The organism is Pseudomonas sp. JQ36, assembly GCF_053851495.1.
Genome location: NZ_CM132642.1, coordinates 3,617,242 through 3,632,257, shown reverse-complemented (window position 1 = coordinate 3,632,257; position 15,016 = coordinate 3,617,242). Strand labels below are relative to the sequence as shown.

Sequence of the window (15,016 nt, the reverse complement as noted above, 5' to 3'; positions counted from 1 at the left end):
CTTTTCGTCGGTACAGCGAAATTTTATCTAGGGAGAAATTTACCTTTTCTCAGGTATTTTCTAACTGTTGGGGCTGATGCCTTGCCCAAGTCGACTAGCGCTTTGACTAATTCAGTTTCCGTTATGTTGGGGTTGGAAGAGATTTGGCTTTTTGCCGCTTTGCTTATGTCCTCAAAAAGCTTCTTGGTGTTCTCTTGTTTGATTGTGCCTGGCTTGGCGTTAGCCTTTCCGGCCGCTTTGCCCTTTTCCGACGCTTTTGTGGCAAAAGCCTTTTCCAGCGCTCTTCGCAGAAAACCTGATGCGCTAAAGTCATTGCGCGAAATGTCCGCCCAGTCCGCTTGTTGATAAAGTGAAGCAAGCATCAAAGTCTTGGAGGCCTCGCCATTGAAATCAGCAAACTCCTCTCGTGCCTCGATTTCGAAGTCGCTCTTTCGCTTTCGTTCTCTCTGAATGAGGAGGAGGTATTGTTTGGGGTCGGTCTGTCTGATCTGCTCCACCAGATCTAGATCCAGATCGTAGAGGGAGCGTTCTAGGTCGAATAGCCAGTTCGCAAGGACTTCAACCGCCTGCACAGCTTGAATAAGCGCATAAGTCGCTACGAGTTGCGTGTCGCTTGCGGGATGATCAATGCCAAGGAAGCGGCGAACGACTCTGGGCAGTGAGGTCGGTTCGGAAAAGTAGAAATGCTCTTCAATAGGGTCGCGAAGTCGAAACATTGTCTTTATCGCTGATTCAGCACAGTCAGCGTATTGGCCGTCCTTGAGCCAGAAAGATGTTGCATTGTGGATGCAGGTAAACGCATCACGGAAGTGCTCGGAGAATTGGCTGTATAGCGCCAACTCACGGACAGCGAGTTCGACCTCATCAATATCCCAAAGCAGGCAGCCAACGTCTACCCCGGCAATCTCAAGCTCTAAAGCTTCGGTGCCAAGATTCCTGTTCATTAAGATACCCCTCGCCCCGTACCGTGCGTACTGCCCCAGCGAGGTGTATCTGGCAAAACAGCTGCCAGCAGGGGGCTTGTGGTTCGATGACGGTTACACACGTCAGCATCGTTACACGCGGAGTTTGTCGAGCTCGGATCCGGTGTAACCTTGAGAAATTCTAATATTTTCAATAGGTTGGGTGGTGTTGTTACACGAGTAACACCCGTTACACCGGTTTTAGAGATAGTCTGGGTAAGTGATCTCATACCGCCTTTCCAAACTGGGCTTGCACTACATTGCCAGCTGCGAGTCCATCAAGATGATCGGCATACCACTGCATCATCGTTACGCGTTGCTCAAGGTATTGGGCCTTGTTGTATACCCCTGAGATGCCTTCCTCTTTGTGAGCCAGCTGCGCTTCAACATGCTCCTTCGGCCAGCCATGTTCTCGAAGCAACGTGCTTGCGGTGTGCCGAGTACCGTGTCCAACAAGGCGACCCTTGTAGCCGATGGTTGCAAAGACTTTGTTGATTGTGTTTTCACTAATAGTTGGGTTCTTGGCTCCTACGCCGGGGAAAAGCCAGCGACTCCGTCCTGTTAAGCAATGCAGATCCTTCAGAGCGGTAACAGCTTGATGGGGAAGGGGGCATACAAAATCCCGACGCATCTTCATCTTGGCAGCAGGTGTCGTCCAAATAGCTTTCTCAAGGTCGAACTCTTTCCACTCAGCCAAGCGGACCATGCCAGGGCGCGATGCTGTCCAGACACAAAGCCAAGCGGCGGTGCGGGCTGTCAGTCTGCTTGGTGTGTTTTTGAGTGCGTGGAGGAATTCAGCCAGCTCAGGTTCCAGCAGGTGTGGATGCTGCTGAGTCTTGGGGGCTTGGGCTGCAATGTCACGGAGGCGACTACCCGGATCGTTTTCGGTGAGCCCTAAGCCGATGGCTCGGCCGAAGATCTGATTGATCCAAGTGCGACACTTTTCCGCCACGTTGTGCGCGTTTCGCGCTTCGAGGGATGCCTGGAGGTCTGCGCAGTCGGTACGGGTGATTTCGTCGAGGGGCTTATTTCCCAATGCCGGGAGGATGTCCTTATCGAGGTAAGTGCGGATTTTGTTAAGAGTGGAGGGAGCGAGGCCCTTTTCTTCTTTGGCCTTAAGCCAAGCTTCCGCAGCAGCTCTGAAGGTCCTAGTCCTGGCAGCGTCAATGGCAGCTTTGGCAGAGCGTTTCTGTTCGAGAGGATCGGCCCCGCTGCTAACTACCTTGCGTAGTTCGGCAGCTTTGTCCCGCGCCAATGCACCACTCACTTCCGGGTAACCCCCTAGCCCCATCCAAGCCCAATTGCCCGCCGGACGTTTGTAGCGGAGCTGCCAGGATTTACCACCATCAGGTTTAACCCTGAAGTAGAGGCCGTTTCCGTCCAGCTCCCGGTATTCCTTTGATTCCGGCTCCAATCCCGCAAGTGTCGTGTCAGCGAGAGGGCGGCGCTTGATGTCTGCGCGCTTCATCCTTGTATCCCAAAGTTAGGTATTTTTCTCAGGATACAAGCAGGGATACAGGGATACAACGGATAAGGGGAGACAGGGGTAGTCAAGCAGGCACAAAAAAACCGGCCAAGTGGCCGGTTTCTTTGGGTCTGAGAGGCTGGTAGAGACTCTCAGATACTGCTATGTGGTGCCCCGAGGGAGACTCGAACTCCCACTCCTTTCGAAAACGGATTTTGAATCCGCCGCGTCTACCAATTCCGCCATCAGGGCTCAATGGCGGCGAAGTATAGAGAGGTGATTACCGTTGGTCAATCACGTTTCATGGTCAATTTTTGATAATTCCGCTAGACTTTCCGGCCCTGCTAGACGAACCCCATCATGCGCGTTGCTGACTTTACCTTCGAGCTCCCTGATTCGCTGATCGCCCGCCACCCTTTGGCCGAGCGTCGCGGTAGTCGCCTGCTGACCCTTGATGGGCCGAGCGGCGCCCTTGCACACCGTCAATTCACTGATTTGCTTGAGCATTTGCGCCCAGGCGATTTGATGGTATTCAACAATACCCGAGTGATTCCGGCGCGGCTGTTCGGGCAGAAAGCTTCGGGCGGCAAGCTGGAAATCCTCATCGAACGCGTGCTCGATACGCATCGCGTGCTGGCCCATGTGCGTTCCAGCAAGTCGCCGAAGCCGGGTTCGAAGATCCTTATCGATGGCGGTGGTGAAGCCGAGATGCTCGCGCGTCACGATGCGCTGTTCGAGCTGGGCTTTGCTGAAGAAGTGCTGCCGCTGCTCGATCGTGTCGGGCACATGCCGTTGCCTCCTTATATAGACCGTCCGGACGAAGGTTCGGATCGCGAGCGTTATCAGACCGTTTACGCCCAGCGTCTCGGTGCGGTGGCGGCGCCGACTGCGGGATTGCATTTCGATCAGCCGCTGATGGAGGCGATTGCCGCCAAGGGCGTCGAGACCGCGTTCGTCACGCTGCACGTCGGTGCGGGGACGTTCCAGCCGGTACGAGTCGACAAGATCGAAGATCACCACATGCACAGCGAGTGGCTGGAAGTCGGCCAGGACGTGGTCGACGCCGTTGCCGCGTGCCGTGAGCGTGGCGGGCGGGTGATTGCCGTGGGCACCACCAGCGTGCGTTCGCTGGAAAGTGCCGCGCGCGATGGCGTGCTCAAGCCGTTCAGCGGCGACACCGACATCTTTATCTACCCGGGCCGGCCGTTCCATGTGGTCGATGCCCTGGTCACCAACTTCCATTTGCCGGAATCCACGCTGTTGATGCTGGTTTCGGCGTTCGCCGGTTATCCCGAAACCATGGCCGCCTATAAAGCTGCCGTCGACAACGGCTACCGCTTTTTCAGCTACGGTGATGCGATGTTCATCACCCGTAATCCCGCCCCGACTGCCCCTGAACACACAGGCCCAGAGGAAACAGAATGAGTCGCGAATGTCGCATGTCCTTTGAACTGCTTGCCACCGATGGCAAGGCTCGTCGTGGTCGGCTGACCTTCCCGCGTGGCACCGTCGAGACCCCGGCGTTCATGCCGGTGGGTACCTACGGCACGGTCAAGGGCATGTTGCCGCGTGACATCGTCGCCACTGGCGCGGAAATCATTCTGGGCAACACCTTCCACCTGTGGCTGCGCCCGGGCACCGAGGTGATCAAGGAGCACGGCGACCTGCACGATTTCATGCAGTGGAAAGGCCCGATCCTCACCGACTCCGGTGGCTTCCAGGTGTTCAGCCTGGGCGCGATGCGCAAGATCAAGGAGGAGGGCGTGACCTTCGCCTCCCCGGTCGACGGCTCGAAAGTGTTCATGGGCCCGGAAGAGTCGATGCAGGTGCAGCGCGATCTCGGTTCCGACATCGTGATGATCTTCGATGAATGCACGCCGTACCCGGCTGATGAGGACGTCGCCCGCGTATCGATGGAGCTGTCGCTGCGTTGGGCCCAGCGTTCGAAAAACGCCCATGGCGACAACACCGCGGCGCTGTTCGGTATCGTTCAGGGTGGCATGCACCAGGATCTGCGCATGCGCTCGCTCGAAGGTCTGGACAAGATCGGCTTCGATGGCCTGGCCATCGGCGGTCTGTCGGTGGGCGAGCCGAAGCACGAGATGATCAAGGTGCTGGATTATCTGCCGGGCATGATGCCGGCTGACAAACCTCGTTACCTTATGGGCGTTGGCAAACCGGAAGATCTGGTTGAGGGTGTGCGCCGCGGTGTGGACATGTTCGATTGCGTGATGCCAACCCGTAATGCCCGCAATGGGCATCTGTTCATTGATACAGGCGTGCTGAAGATCCGTAACGCGTTCCATCGCCATGATGATTCGCCGCTGGATCCGACCTGCGATTGCTATACCTGCCAGAACTTCTCTCGCGCTTATCTGCATCACCTGGACAAGTGCGGCGAAATGCTCGGCAGCATGCTCAATACCATCCATAACTTGCGCCATTATCAGGTGCTGATGGCTGGTTTGCGCGAGGCTATTCAACAGGGTACATTGGCCGCCTTTGTCGATGCCTTCTACGCCAAACGCGGGCTCCCCGTTCCGCCTTTGGACTGAGTTTTCTGACCCCAAGATTCAACATTTGCAACTGGAGTGCTAAATGAGCTTTTTTATCTCTAACGCCATGGCTGACGCAGCTGCACCGGCTGCTGCAAGCCCAATGGGCGGCGGCTTCGAGTGGATTTTCCTGGTCGGCTTCCTGGTCATCTTCTACCTGATGATCTGGCGTCCACAGGCCAAGCGCGCCAAAGAGCAGAAGAACCTGCTGAGCAGCCTGCAGAAGGGCGACGAAGTGGTCACCACCGGCGGCATCGCCGGCAAGATCACCAAAGTGGCCGATGACTTCGTGGTTCTGGAAGTTTCCGACACCGTGGAAATGAAGTTCCAGAAGGGCGCCATCGCCGCCACGCTGCCAAAAGGCACGCTGAAAGCGATCTAAGGTTCCAACTTCTACTCAATCGACGGGGCGCGCAAGGCGCCCCGCGTTCATAACGGGCGGCGTGATGCTGAACAAATATCCTCTGTGGAAATACATTCTGATCCTGGCGGTGCTGGCGATCGGTCTGATTTATTCCGCTCCCAATCTATACCCTGATGACCCGGCCATTCAGATCAGCGGCGCCAGCACGGCACTGCAGGTCAATCAGGCCGATCTGGATCGCGTCAGCACCGCGCTGCGTGAGTCTGGAATCAACGTCAAGGCAGCCTCGCTGGCGGCCAACGGCAAGGGCGGCCTGATCCGTCTGAGCAAGGCTGAAGACCAGCTGCCGGCCAAGGACGTTGTGCGCAAGGCATTGGGTGATGACTACGTCGTTGCATTGAACCTGGCACAAACCACCCCGCAATGGCTGCGCAGCCTCGGCGCGCACCCGATGAAGCTGGGTCTGGACTTGTCCGGTGGTGTGCACTTCCTGCTGGAAGTGGACATGGACAAAGCCCTCGACGCCCGCCTGAAAGTCTACGAAGGCGACGTCAAGAGCCTGCTGCGCAAAGAGAAGCTGCGCTATCGCAGCCTGCCACAACTCAATGGCGCCATTCAGCTGGGCTTCAGCGATGCTGACTCCCGTGAACAGGCCCGTGCGTTGATCCGCAAGAACTTCAACGATTTCGACATTGTTCCGGCCGACCTCAACGGTCAACCGGTGCTGCGTCTGGCGATGACCCCGGCCAAGCTGGCGGAAATCCGTGAATACTCCATCAAGCAGAACTTGACCACGGTACGTAACCGCGTCAACGAGCTGGGTGTTGCCGAACCGATCGTTCAGCGTCAGGGCGCCAACCGCATCGTGGTTGAGCTGCCGGGCGTGCAGGACACTGCCGAAGCCAAGCGTATTCTCGGCAAGACCGCCAACCTCGAGTTCCGTCTGGCTGCAGAGCCGGGTGCTTCGAAAGCCACTTCCGAATCGTTCGAATTCCGCGAGGGCAACCGTCCTCCGGCGCAGATCGAGCGTGGCCTGATCATCACCGGTGACCAGGTCACCGATGCCAAGGCCGGTTTCGGCGAGCACGGCACACCTGAAGTGAACATCCGTCTGGATGGTCATGGTGGCGAGCTGATGAGTCGCGCAACCCGTTCGAACGTCGGTCGCAGCATGGCGGTGATCTTCATCGAGCAGCGTCCGGTGACCACTTACACCAAGCAGGTAGTCGACGGCGTCGAGAAAGACGTGCCGGTGCAGACCTTCAAGGAAGAGAAGAAGATCATCAGTCTGGCGACCATTCAGTCGCCGCTGGGTGCGCAGTTCCGCATCACTGGCCTGAACGGTCAGGGCGAATCGTCCGAACTGGCGCTGCTGCTGCGTGCCGGTGGTCTGGCGGCGCCGATGTACTTCGCTGAAGAGCGCACAATCGGTCCGAGCCTGGGTGCTGACAACATCACCAAAGGTATCGATGCATCGCTGTGGGGCATGCTGTTCGTCTCGCTGTTCATCATCGCCATCTACCGCTTCTTCGGTGTGATCGCCACGGTCGCACTGGCGGTGAACATGGTGCTGCTGCTGGCGCTGATGTCGCTGCTGGGTGCAACGCTGACCCTGCCGGGTATCGCCGGTATCGTCTTGACCATGGGTATGGCGGTCGACGCCAACGTGCTGATCTTCTCGCGGATCCGTGAAGAGATCGCCGCCGGCATGACCGTGCAGCGTGCAATCAACGAAGGCTTCGGCCGGGCATTCACCGCGATTCTCGACGCCAACCTGACCACTCTGCTGGTCGGCGGCATCCTCTTCGCCATGGGCACCGGCCCGGTGAAGGGCTTCGCAGTGACCATGTCCCTCGGGATCTTTACCTCGATGTTCACGGCCATCATGGTGACCCGCGCAATGGTCAACCTGATCTTCGGCGGACGTGACTTCAAGAAGTTGTGGATTTAAGGGGCTGCCATGTTACGTACAATCAACTTCATGGGCGTTCGCAACTTCGCGTTCGGCGTCACAGTATTCCTCACTCTGCTGGCTTTGTTCAGTGTCGCCACCAAGGGCATGAACTGGGGTCTGGACTTCACCGGCGGTACGCTCATCGAGCTGACCTACGAGCGTCCGGCTGACGTCACCAAAGTGCGCGAGCAGTTGGCGACTTCCGGTTACCACGAAGCCATCGTGCAGAACTTCGGTGCGACCACCGACCTGCTGGTGCGCATGCCGGGTGAAGACCCGCAGCTGGGCCATCAGGTAGCAGACGCGCTGCAGAAAGTCGGTGGCGACAACCCGGCGACGGTCAAGCGTGTCGAGTTCGTCGGCCCGCAGGTAGGTGAGGAACTGCGCGATCAGGGCGGCCTAGGCATGCTCCTGGCGCTCGGCGGCATCCTGATCTACCTGGCTTTCCGCTTTCAGTGGAAATTCGCGGTCGGCGCCATCGTTTCGCTGATTCACGACGTGATCGTGACTATCGGTATCCTGTCGTTCTTCCAGATCACCTTCGACCTGACAGTGCTGGCGGCGGTACTGGCGATCATCGGTTACTCGCTGAACGACACCATCGTCGTGTTCGACCGGGTTCGTGAAAACTTCCGTGTGCTGCGCAAGGCTTCGCTGATCGAGAACATCAACATCTCGACCACCCAGACCCTGCTGCGGACCATGGCGACGTCGATCTCCACCTTGCTGGCGATTGCGGCGCTGCTGTTCTTCGGTGGCGACAACCTGTTCGGCTTCTCCATTGCCCTGTTCATCGGTGTGCTGGCGGGTACCTACTCGTCGATCTACATCGCGAACGTGGTGCTGATCTGGCTGAACCTGAGCACCGAGGATCTGATTCCTCCGGCCAACACCGAGAAGGAAGTCGACGACCGTCCATAACGGCCATCGCTTCACCGGTTGTCAGCCCGGAAAAGGCGCGAGTTGAACTCGCGCCTTTTTTTATGCTCCAAGGCTGGGAGAAGCGCGGGCGCGTCCCGCATGTGATGGTCAGGAGGTTCATGTGAACAAGTCGTTGCTGGTTGGTGCGGTATTGGGTGCTGTCGGTGTGACTGCCGGGGGTGCTGTTGCCACCTACAGCCTGGTTAAAAGCGGCCCTGAGTATGCGCAAGTGCTGGCCGTAGAACCGGTCAAAACACAGATCAAGACTCCACGTGAAGTGTGCAAGGATGTTGCTGTAACCCGCCAGGCGCCGGTCAAGGATCAACACCAGATCCTCGGTACCGCGATTGGTGCGGTAGCGGGTGGTTTGCTGGGTAACCAGATCGGCGGCGGTACCGGCAAGAAGATTGCCACGGTCGCTGGCGCGGTGGGTGGCGGTTATGCCGGTAACAAGGTGCAGGAAGGCATGCAGAACCGCGACACCTACACCACCACCCAGACTCGCTGTAACACCGTGAATGACATCAGTGACAAAGTTGTCGGTTACGACGTGCGTTATTCGCTCGATGGCAAGGAAGGCAAAGTGCGAATGGATCGCGATCCGGGCAACCAGATTCCGGTCGACAAGGAAGGCAAGTTGATTCTGTCGCAGAATCAGCCTGCTCAATAACGGTCTGATCGATTAAAAAAGAAGCACCCTGCGGGGTGCTTTTTTGTGCCTGCGATTCTACGCCAGATCACCACAATCCCAATGTGGGAGCGGGCTTGCTCGCGAAATCGGTGGGTCAGTCAACATTGATTCCGGATGGTAGATCGCCTTCGCGAGCAAGCCCGCTCCCACAGGGTCTTTGTGGTGGGGCTTGAATCGCAGGCATAAAAAAAGCACCCCGAAGGGTGCTTTTTGCGTTTCGCCGGAAGCTTAGCGCTTCAGCGAAGCTGGCAGGTGCGGCTGGATCGCCGTCAGCACTGCCTTGAAGCATTTGGTGTTGCCGGCGACGATGTGGCCTTTTTCAAGGAAATCGTGACCGCCGGTGAAGTCGCTCACCAGGCCGCCGGCTTCTTGGATCAGCAGGGCGCCTGCAGCCATGTCCCACTCGGACAGGCCCGATTCCCAGAACGCGTCGAAACGACCGGCAGCCACGTAGGCCAGGTCCAGGCTGGCGGAACCGGCGCGGCGGATACCGGCAGTCTGGCCAACCAGGGCGCGGAACATGCCCAGGTAGTTGTCGAGGTTGTCCATCTGGTCGTCACGGAACGGGAAGCCGGTACCCAGCAGGGCGCCTTCGAGGCTGGTGCGACCGCTGACGCGCAGACGACGACCGTTCAGTTGAGCGCCGCGACCACGGCTGGCGGTGAATTCTTCCTGGCGAACCGGATCCAGAACCACAGCGTGTTCCAGGCGACCACGGTATTTGCAGGCAATGCTGACAGCAAAGTGAGGAATGCCGCGCAGGAAGTTGGTGGTGCCGTCCAGCGGATCGATGATCCACAGGTACTCTTCGCCTTCGATGCCGTTACCGACGTGCATGCCGGTCTCTTCACCCTGGATCGAGTGATTCGGGTAAGCCTTGCGCAGAGCATCGATGATTTTCTGTTCGGCGGCGCGATCGACCTCGGATACATAATCCTTGGCGTCTTTTTCGTCGACCTTGATGGTATCCAGGCGCTCGATGGAGCGGAAGATCAGTTCACTGGCGCTGCGGGCGGCGCGCAGCGCGATATTCAGCATGGGCTGCATGGATGTGTCACCTAAGGTTGTTAAAGAAAGCCGCGCATTCTATCAGAACTTTTCTTCAGGTGAAGGTCGCTGTTCGCTTTCATAGCTTAACGGTAGGCTGTTCTGTAAGATTTGCACCCCTTTCCTGTGTCCGAGAGCGCCTCCCTTGCTGCAGAACATTCGTGTCGTCCTGGTCAATACCAGCCACCCCGGCAACATCGGCGGGGCCGCGCGCGCCATGAAAAACATGGGTCTGTCGCGGCTGGTGCTGGTCGAACCGCGCCTGTTTCCGCATCACGAAGCCGATGCCCGTGCTTCCGGTGCCGGTGACATCCTTGAAAACGCGCAGGTCGTCGCCACTCTGGAAGACGCCTTGGTCGGCTGCAATCTGGTGCTCGGCACCAGTGCCCGTGACCGCCGCATTCCCTGGCCATTGCTGGATCCCCGCGAATGCGGGAGCAAAGTGGTCGAGGAGGCCGGGCAGGGTGCGCAGATCGCGTTGGTGTTCGGTCGTGAAGACTCCGGCCTGACCAACGAGGAGCTGCAGCGATGTCACTTTCACGTACACATCCCCTCCGATCCTGAGTTCAGCTCGTTGAACCTCGGGGCGGCGGTGCAGGTGTTGAGCTACGAAGTGCGCATGGCCTGGCTGGCTGCTCAAGGGCAGCCGACCAAGATCGAGAAAGAAGAAGTGGCCTCGGTGAAAAGCGCCGAGCTCGCGACCATGGATGAGCTGGAGCGCTTTTATGAGCATCTGGAGCAGACGCTGGTCGCCATCGAATTTCTTGATCCGGAAAAGCCGCGGCACTTGATGGCGCGCCTGCGCCGGTTGTACGGACGCAGCTCGGTCAGCCGGGCGGAAATGAATATTTTGCGTGGCATCCTCACGGAAACCCAAAAAGCGGCCCGTGGTGAGCTTCTTAAGCGGAAGGACTGAATGATGTTTGAGCGTTTGCGTGAAGATATCCAGAGCGTATTCCATCGAGACCCGGCGGCGCGTAACGCTTTTGAAGTCCTGACCTGCTACCCCGGTATGCACGCGATCTGGATTCATCGGTTGGCCGGGATGCTCTGGCGCAACGAGCTGAAATGGCTGGCGCGGCTGGTTTCGAATTTCGGTCGGTGGCTGACCGGGATCGAGATTCATCCGGGTGCCAAGGTCGGTCGGCGCTTTTTCATTGATCACGGCATGGGCATCGTCATTGGTGAAACCGCCGAGATCGGTGATGACGTGACCATTTACCAGGGCGTGACCCTTGGTGGTACCAGTTGGAATAAAGGCAAGCGCCACCCGACGCTGGGTGACGGCGTTGTCGTGGGTGCCGGCGCCAAAGTACTGGGGCCGTTCACGGTGGGTGCTGGCGCCAAAGTCGGTTCCAATGCGGTGGTCACCAAGGAAGTGCCGCCGGGCGCCACAGTGGTGGGGATTCCGGGGCGGATCATCGTCAAAACCGATGAAGAGCAGGACGCCAAGCGCAAGGCGATGGCCGAGAAGATCGGTTTCGATGCCTATGGTGTCAGCGAAGACATGCCCGACCCGGTGGCCCGTGCCATCGGTCAGTTGCTCGATCACCTGCAGGCGGTGGACGGGCGACTGGAGGGGATGTGCGGCGCGCTGAAGGATCTGGGCAGCAATTACTGTGCGAAAGATCTGCCTGAGCTGCGTGAAGAAGACTTTGCCTGCGTGAAGGGCAAGGATCAGAGCCAGGCCAGCTAAACCGCGGCGCTGCTTTTCGCGAGCAAGCCCGCTCCCACATTGGAATGCATCTCCCCTGTGGGAGCGGGCTTGCTCGCGAAGAACGATAACGCGGTACCGCTGGCTGTACGCCGCCAGCCTTTGCTATGATGCGCGCGCTCTTTTGCGGGTAAACCCGACTAAAGCACTAGGTCTTATAGTTGACTTAAATGCTCGGGAATTGCATACTCCCGCCCATTCCGAACTCCGTGGTAATTGTCCATGCGACTGACTACAAAAGGCCGATACGCCGTGACCGCCATGCTTGACCTGGCGTTGCACGCGCAGCACGGGCCGGTGTCCCTGGCCGATATCTCCGAGCGCCAAGGCATCTCCCTGTCCTATCTCGAACAGCTTTTCGCCAAGCTGCGCCGCAGTAACCTGGTTTCCAGCGTTCGCGGTCCAGGCGGTGGTTACCAGCTGTCGCGCGACATGCAGGGCATCCAGGTGGCTCAGGTGATCGATGCGGTCAACGAATCGGTCGATGCTACAAAGTGCCAGGGCCAGGGTGATTGCCATTCCGGCGACACTTGCCTGACTCACCACTTGTGGTGCGACCTGAGCCTGCAGATTCACGAATTTCTAAGTGGTATCAGCTTGGCTGATCTTGTGACTCGCCGTGAGGTGCAAGAAGTAGCCCAGCGTCAGGACCAGCGCCGTTGCAACAGCAAGGCGCCACGCCTGGACAAGATTGAAGCGTCCGCCGTCGAATGACAGCCGAAGAGCTAGCGGAACGCCAGCCCTGATTTAGGAGATAGTCCATGAAATTGCCGATTTACCTTGATTACTCTGCGACCACCCCGGTCGATCCGCGCGTTGCGCAAAAGATGAGTGAATGCCTGCTGGTCGACGGAAACTTCGGTAACCCGGCGTCCCGATCCCACGTATTCGGCTGGAAAGCTGAAGAGTCCGTCGAAAACGCTCGTCGTCAGGTGGCCGACCTGGTCAACGCCGACCCGCGTGAAATCGTCTGGACCTCGGGCGCTACCGAGTCCGACAACCTGGCTATCAAGGGTGCGGCACATTTCTATGCCTCCAAGGGCAAGCACCTGATCACCAGCAAGATCGAACACAAGGCTGTCCTCGACACCATGCGCCAACTGGAGCGTGAAGGTTTCGAAGTGACCTACCTCGAGCCGACTGAAGACGGTCTGATCACCCCGGCGATGATCGAGGCAGCACTGCGCGAAGACACCATCCTGGTGTCGGTGATGCACGTGAACAACGAAATCGGCACCATCAACGACATCGCTGCCATTGGCGAACTGCTTCGTTCGAAGGGCGTTCTGTTCCATGTCGACGCCGCTCAGTCCACCGGCAAGGTCGAGATCGATCTGCAGAAGCTGAAAGTCGACATGATGTCGTTCTCCGCCCACAAAACCTACGGCCCTAAAGGTATCGGCGCGCTGTACGTCAGCCGCAAGCCGCGTGTGCGCATCGAAGCGACCATGCACGGCGGCGGTCACGAGCGTGGCATGCGTTCCGGCACCCTGGCGACCCACCAGATCGTCGGCATGGGCGAAGCGTTCCGTGTGGCCAAGGAAGACATGGCTGCCGAAAACGTGCGCATCAAAGCCCTGAGCGACCGCTTCTACAAGCAGGTCGAGCATCTGGAAGAGCTGTACGTCAACGGCAGTCTGACCGCCCGCGTTCCGCACAACCTGAACCTGAGCTTCAACTACGTTGAAGGCGAGTCGCTGATCATGGCGCTCAAGGATCTGGCGGTATCGTCCGGTTCGGCCTGCACCTCGGCCTCCCTGGAACCTTCGTACGTTCTGCGCGCCCTCGGCCGCAACGACGAACTGGCACACAGCTCGATCCGTTTCACCTTCGGCCGTTTCACCACCGAAGAAGAAATCGACTACGCCGCGCAGAAAGTCTGCGAGGCCGTTACCAAGCTGCGCGCTCTGTCGCCGCTGTGGGACATGTACAAAGACGGTGTCGACATTTCGAAAATCGAGTGGGCGGCACACTGATTTCAAGTCGCCGCGAACCGGCCCTGCGACCCCAGGTTGCAGGGCTTAAAGAGCGACTCTCTGATGAGTGAGGATTAAGCACCATGGCTTACAGCGAAAAGGTCATCGACCACTACGAAAACCCGCGCAACGTCGGCAAGATGAACGCGGAAGACCCGGATGTCGGCACCGGCATGGTCGGCGCTCCGGCGTGCGGCGACGTGATGCGTCTGCAGATCAAGGTCAACGATCAGGGTGTTATCGAAGACGCCAAGTTCAAGACCTACGGCTGCGGTTCGGCAATCGCTTCCAGCTCCCTGGCCACCGAGTGGATGAAGGGCAAGACCCTGGACGAAGCCGAGACCATCAAGAACACTCAGCTGGCCGAAGAACTGGCCCTGCCGCCAGTGAAAATCCACTGCTCGGTACTCGCTGAAGACGCTATCAAAGCGGCTGTTCGCGACTACAAGCAGAAGAAAGGCTTGATCTAAGCATTGCGCGACGAGTAAGGAGTCAACGATGGCTATCAGCATGACAGAAGCGGCTGCTCGACACGTGCGACGCTCCCTCGACGGGCGCGGCAAAGGTGAAGGGATTCGTCTGGGTGTTCGCACCACAGGCTGTTCCGGCCTTGCCTACGTGCTGGAGTTTGTCGACGAGGTGGTTGCCGAGGATCAGGTGTTCGAAAGTCACGGCGAAAAAGTGATCATCGACCCGAAAAGCCTGGCCTACCTGGACGGCACCGAGCTCGATTTCGTCAAGGAAGGGTTGAACGAAGGCTTCAAGTTCAACAACCCCAACGTACGCGGTGAATGTGGCTGCGGCGAAAGCTTCAACATCTGAGGCTTGTCGTGGGTATTCCTTGTCATTTCGCTTTATTCGAGCTGCAGCCGAGCTTCCGTCTGGATCTCGAGCAGTTGGCCACGCGCTATCGTGAGTTGGCGCGCGGCGTTCATCCTGACCGCTTTGCCGACGCTTCCGAGCGCGAGCAGCGCTCGGCGCTCGAGCAGTCTGCGCGGCTCAACGACGCGTACCAGACGCTCAAGAGCCCGGCCCAGCGCGCACGCTACCTGCTGACCATCAGCGGGCATGAAGTGCCGATGGAAGTCACGGTCCATGATCCCGAGTTTCTCTTGCAGCAGATGCAATGGCGCGAAGAGCTCGAAGACCTTCAGGACAGTGCCGACCTCGACGGTGTCGCAGTATTCAAGCGGCGCCTGAAAGTGGCTCAGGAAGAACTCAACGAAAGCTTCGCAGCCTGTTGGGATGATGCAGCGCAGCGCGAACAGGCCGAACGCCTGATGCGGCGCATGCAGTTCCTCGACAAGCTCACCTACGAAGTGCGCCAGTTAGAAGAGCGCCTCGACGATTAACCCAGTGCCGCTCCG

General features: G+C 58.4%; 16 protein-coding genes and 1 tRNA gene. 13 read left to right on the top strand and 4 right to left on the bottom strand.

The window, feature by feature from the left end; translation table 11 throughout:
- Positions 1-23 precede the first annotated feature (23 nt).
- The 3 genes from ACS4NR_RS16240 to ACS4NR_RS16230 all read right to left on the bottom strand — a co-directional run bounded on the left by ACS4NR_RS16240 (position 24) and on the right by ACS4NR_RS16230 (position 2,679).
- A complete protein-coding gene (locus tag ACS4NR_RS16240; protein ID WP_456017872.1) occupies positions 24-944 on the bottom strand; it encodes a hypothetical protein in 921 nt (306 codons plus the stop codon).
- Positions 945-1,188: 244 nt separating this feature from the next.
- On the bottom strand, positions 1,189-2,430 hold the full coding sequence (locus ACS4NR_RS16235; protein WP_264365733.1) for a tyrosine-type recombinase/integrase: 1,242 nt from the start codon (positions 2,428-2,430) through the stop codon (positions 1,189-1,191).
- A 164-nt stretch (positions 2,431-2,594) separates the two neighbouring features.
- Positions 2,595-2,679 (bottom strand) — tRNA-Leu (locus ACS4NR_RS16230).
- Between the two features lie 108 nt (positions 2,680-2,787).
- On the opposite strand from ACS4NR_RS16230, the gene queA reads away from it, so the two are divergent.
- The 6 genes from queA (at position 2,788) to ACS4NR_RS16200 (ending at position 8,891) form a co-directional block, all read left to right on the top strand.
- Positions 2,788-3,852, top strand: coding sequence for a tRNA preQ1(34) S-adenosylmethionine ribosyltransferase-isomerase QueA (gene queA / locus ACS4NR_RS16225; RefSeq protein ID WP_095136886.1), 1,065 nt, complete (start codon positions 2,788-2,790; stop codon positions 3,850-3,852).
- Between the two features lie 14 nt (positions 3,853-3,866).
- Positions 3,867-4,982 carry a tRNA guanosine(34) transglycosylase Tgt gene (tgt, locus tag ACS4NR_RS16220; RefSeq protein ID WP_161794909.1) on the top strand — a complete coding sequence of 372 codons (1,116 nt, stop codon included), beginning with the start codon at positions 3,867-3,869 and terminating at the stop codon, positions 4,980-4,982.
- A gap of 43 nt (positions 4,983-5,025) precedes the next feature.
- Positions 5,026-5,364 carry a preprotein translocase subunit YajC gene (gene yajC / locus ACS4NR_RS16215; protein ID WP_016773317.1) on the top strand — a complete coding sequence of 113 codons (339 nt, stop codon included), beginning with the start codon at positions 5,026-5,028 and terminating at the stop codon, positions 5,362-5,364.
- 64 nt (positions 5,365-5,428) lie between these two features.
- On the top strand, positions 5,429-7,297 hold the full coding sequence (gene secD / locus ACS4NR_RS16210; RefSeq protein WP_095136887.1) for a protein translocase subunit SecD: 1,869 nt from the start codon (positions 5,429-5,431) through the stop codon (positions 7,295-7,297).
- Between the two features lie 9 nt (positions 7,298-7,306).
- Complete coding sequence (gene secF / locus ACS4NR_RS16205) at positions 7,307-8,221, top strand: protein translocase subunit SecF (protein ID WP_095136888.1); 915 nt, start codon at positions 7,307-7,309, stop codon at positions 8,219-8,221.
- A gap of 121 nt (positions 8,222-8,342) precedes the next feature.
- The gene (locus ACS4NR_RS16200) at positions 8,343-8,891 is read left to right on the top strand and encodes a glycine zipper 2TM domain-containing protein (protein ID WP_027612139.1); all 549 of its coding nucleotides are present in this window, start codon (positions 8,343-8,345) and stop codon (positions 8,889-8,891) included.
- Positions 8,892-9,140: 249 nt separating this feature from the next.
- Here the strand turns inward: ACS4NR_RS16200 and suhB are convergent, their stop codons facing one another.
- The gene (gene suhB, locus ACS4NR_RS16195) at positions 9,141-9,959 is read right to left on the bottom strand and encodes a type III secretion system regulator SuhB (protein ID WP_007964419.1); all 819 of its coding nucleotides are present in this window, start codon (positions 9,957-9,959) and stop codon (positions 9,141-9,143) included.
- 145 nt (positions 9,960-10,104) lie between these two features.
- Between suhB and trmJ the strand changes: the two genes are divergently transcribed.
- The 7 genes from trmJ (at position 10,105) to hscB (ending at position 15,001) form a co-directional block, all read left to right on the top strand.
- Positions 10,105-10,875 (top strand): tRNA (cytosine(32)/uridine(32)-2'-O)-methyltransferase TrmJ, encoded by a 771-nt coding sequence (gene trmJ, locus ACS4NR_RS16190; RefSeq protein WP_027612138.1) that lies wholly within the window; start codon positions 10,105-10,107, stop codon positions 10,873-10,875.
- 3 nt (positions 10,876-10,878) lie between these two features.
- Positions 10,879-11,655, top strand: coding sequence for a serine O-acetyltransferase (gene cysE, locus ACS4NR_RS16185; protein WP_003227913.1), 777 nt, complete (start codon positions 10,879-10,881; stop codon positions 11,653-11,655).
- 240 nt (positions 11,656-11,895) lie between these two features.
- Positions 11,896-12,387, top strand: coding sequence for a Fe-S cluster assembly transcriptional regulator IscR (gene iscR, locus ACS4NR_RS16180; protein WP_003227911.1), 492 nt, complete (start codon positions 11,896-11,898; stop codon positions 12,385-12,387).
- Between the two features lie 47 nt (positions 12,388-12,434).
- Positions 12,435-13,649, top strand: coding sequence for an IscS subfamily cysteine desulfurase (locus tag ACS4NR_RS16175; protein ID WP_041071812.1), 1,215 nt, complete (start codon positions 12,435-12,437; stop codon positions 13,647-13,649).
- An 83-nt stretch (positions 13,650-13,732) separates the two neighbouring features.
- Positions 13,733-14,119, top strand: coding sequence for a Fe-S cluster assembly scaffold IscU (iscU, locus tag ACS4NR_RS16170; protein ID WP_003227907.1), 387 nt, complete (start codon positions 13,733-13,735; stop codon positions 14,117-14,119).
- 28 nt (positions 14,120-14,147) lie between these two features.
- Positions 14,148-14,471 (top strand): iron-sulfur cluster assembly protein IscA, encoded by a 324-nt coding sequence (gene iscA / locus ACS4NR_RS16165; protein ID WP_003227904.1) that lies wholly within the window; start codon positions 14,148-14,150, stop codon positions 14,469-14,471.
- A gap of 8 nt (positions 14,472-14,479) precedes the next feature.
- Positions 14,480-15,001 carry a co-chaperone HscB gene (gene hscB, locus ACS4NR_RS16160; RefSeq protein WP_008084660.1) on the top strand — a complete coding sequence of 174 codons (522 nt, stop codon included), beginning with the start codon at positions 14,480-14,482 and terminating at the stop codon, positions 14,999-15,001.
- The last annotated feature ends 15 nt before the right edge of the window (positions 15,002-15,016 follow it).

Bases quoted from the DNA above. Each gene is read 5' to 3' on its own strand.
- ACS4NR_RS16240 (WP_456017872.1), bottom strand. From the start codon at position 944: ATGAACAGGAATCTTGGCACCGAAGCTTTAGAGCTTGAGATTGCCGGG.
- ACS4NR_RS16235 (WP_264365733.1), bottom strand. From the start codon at position 2,430: ATGAAGCGCGCAGACATCAAGCGCCGCCCTCTCGCTGACACGACACTT.
- queA (WP_095136886.1), top strand. From the start codon at position 2,788: ATGCGCGTTGCTGACTTTACCTTCGAGCTCCCTGATTCGCTGATCGCC.
- tgt (WP_161794909.1), top strand. From the start codon at position 3,867: ATGTCCTTTGAACTGCTTGCCACCGATGGCAAGGCTCGTCGTGGTCGG.
- yajC (WP_016773317.1), top strand. From the start codon at position 5,026: ATGAGCTTTTTTATCTCTAACGCCATGGCTGACGCAGCTGCACCGGCT.
- secD (WP_095136887.1), top strand. From the start codon at position 5,429: ATGCTGAACAAATATCCTCTGTGGAAATACATTCTGATCCTGGCGGTG.
- secF (WP_095136888.1), top strand. From the start codon at position 7,307: ATGTTACGTACAATCAACTTCATGGGCGTTCGCAACTTCGCGTTCGGC.
- suhB (WP_007964419.1), bottom strand. From the start codon at position 9,959: ATGCAGCCCATGCTGAATATCGCGCTGCGCGCCGCCCGCAGCGCCAGT.
- cysE (WP_003227913.1), top strand. From the start codon at position 10,879: ATGTTTGAGCGTTTGCGTGAAGATATCCAGAGCGTATTCCATCGAGAC.
- iscR (WP_003227911.1), top strand. From the start codon at position 11,896: ATGCGACTGACTACAAAAGGCCGATACGCCGTGACCGCCATGCTTGAC.
- ACS4NR_RS16175 (WP_041071812.1), top strand. From the start codon at position 12,435: ATGAAATTGCCGATTTACCTTGATTACTCTGCGACCACCCCGGTCGAT.
- iscU (WP_003227907.1), top strand. From the start codon at position 13,733: ATGGCTTACAGCGAAAAGGTCATCGACCACTACGAAAACCCGCGCAAC.
- iscA (WP_003227904.1), top strand. From the start codon at position 14,148: ATGGCTATCAGCATGACAGAAGCGGCTGCTCGACACGTGCGACGCTCC.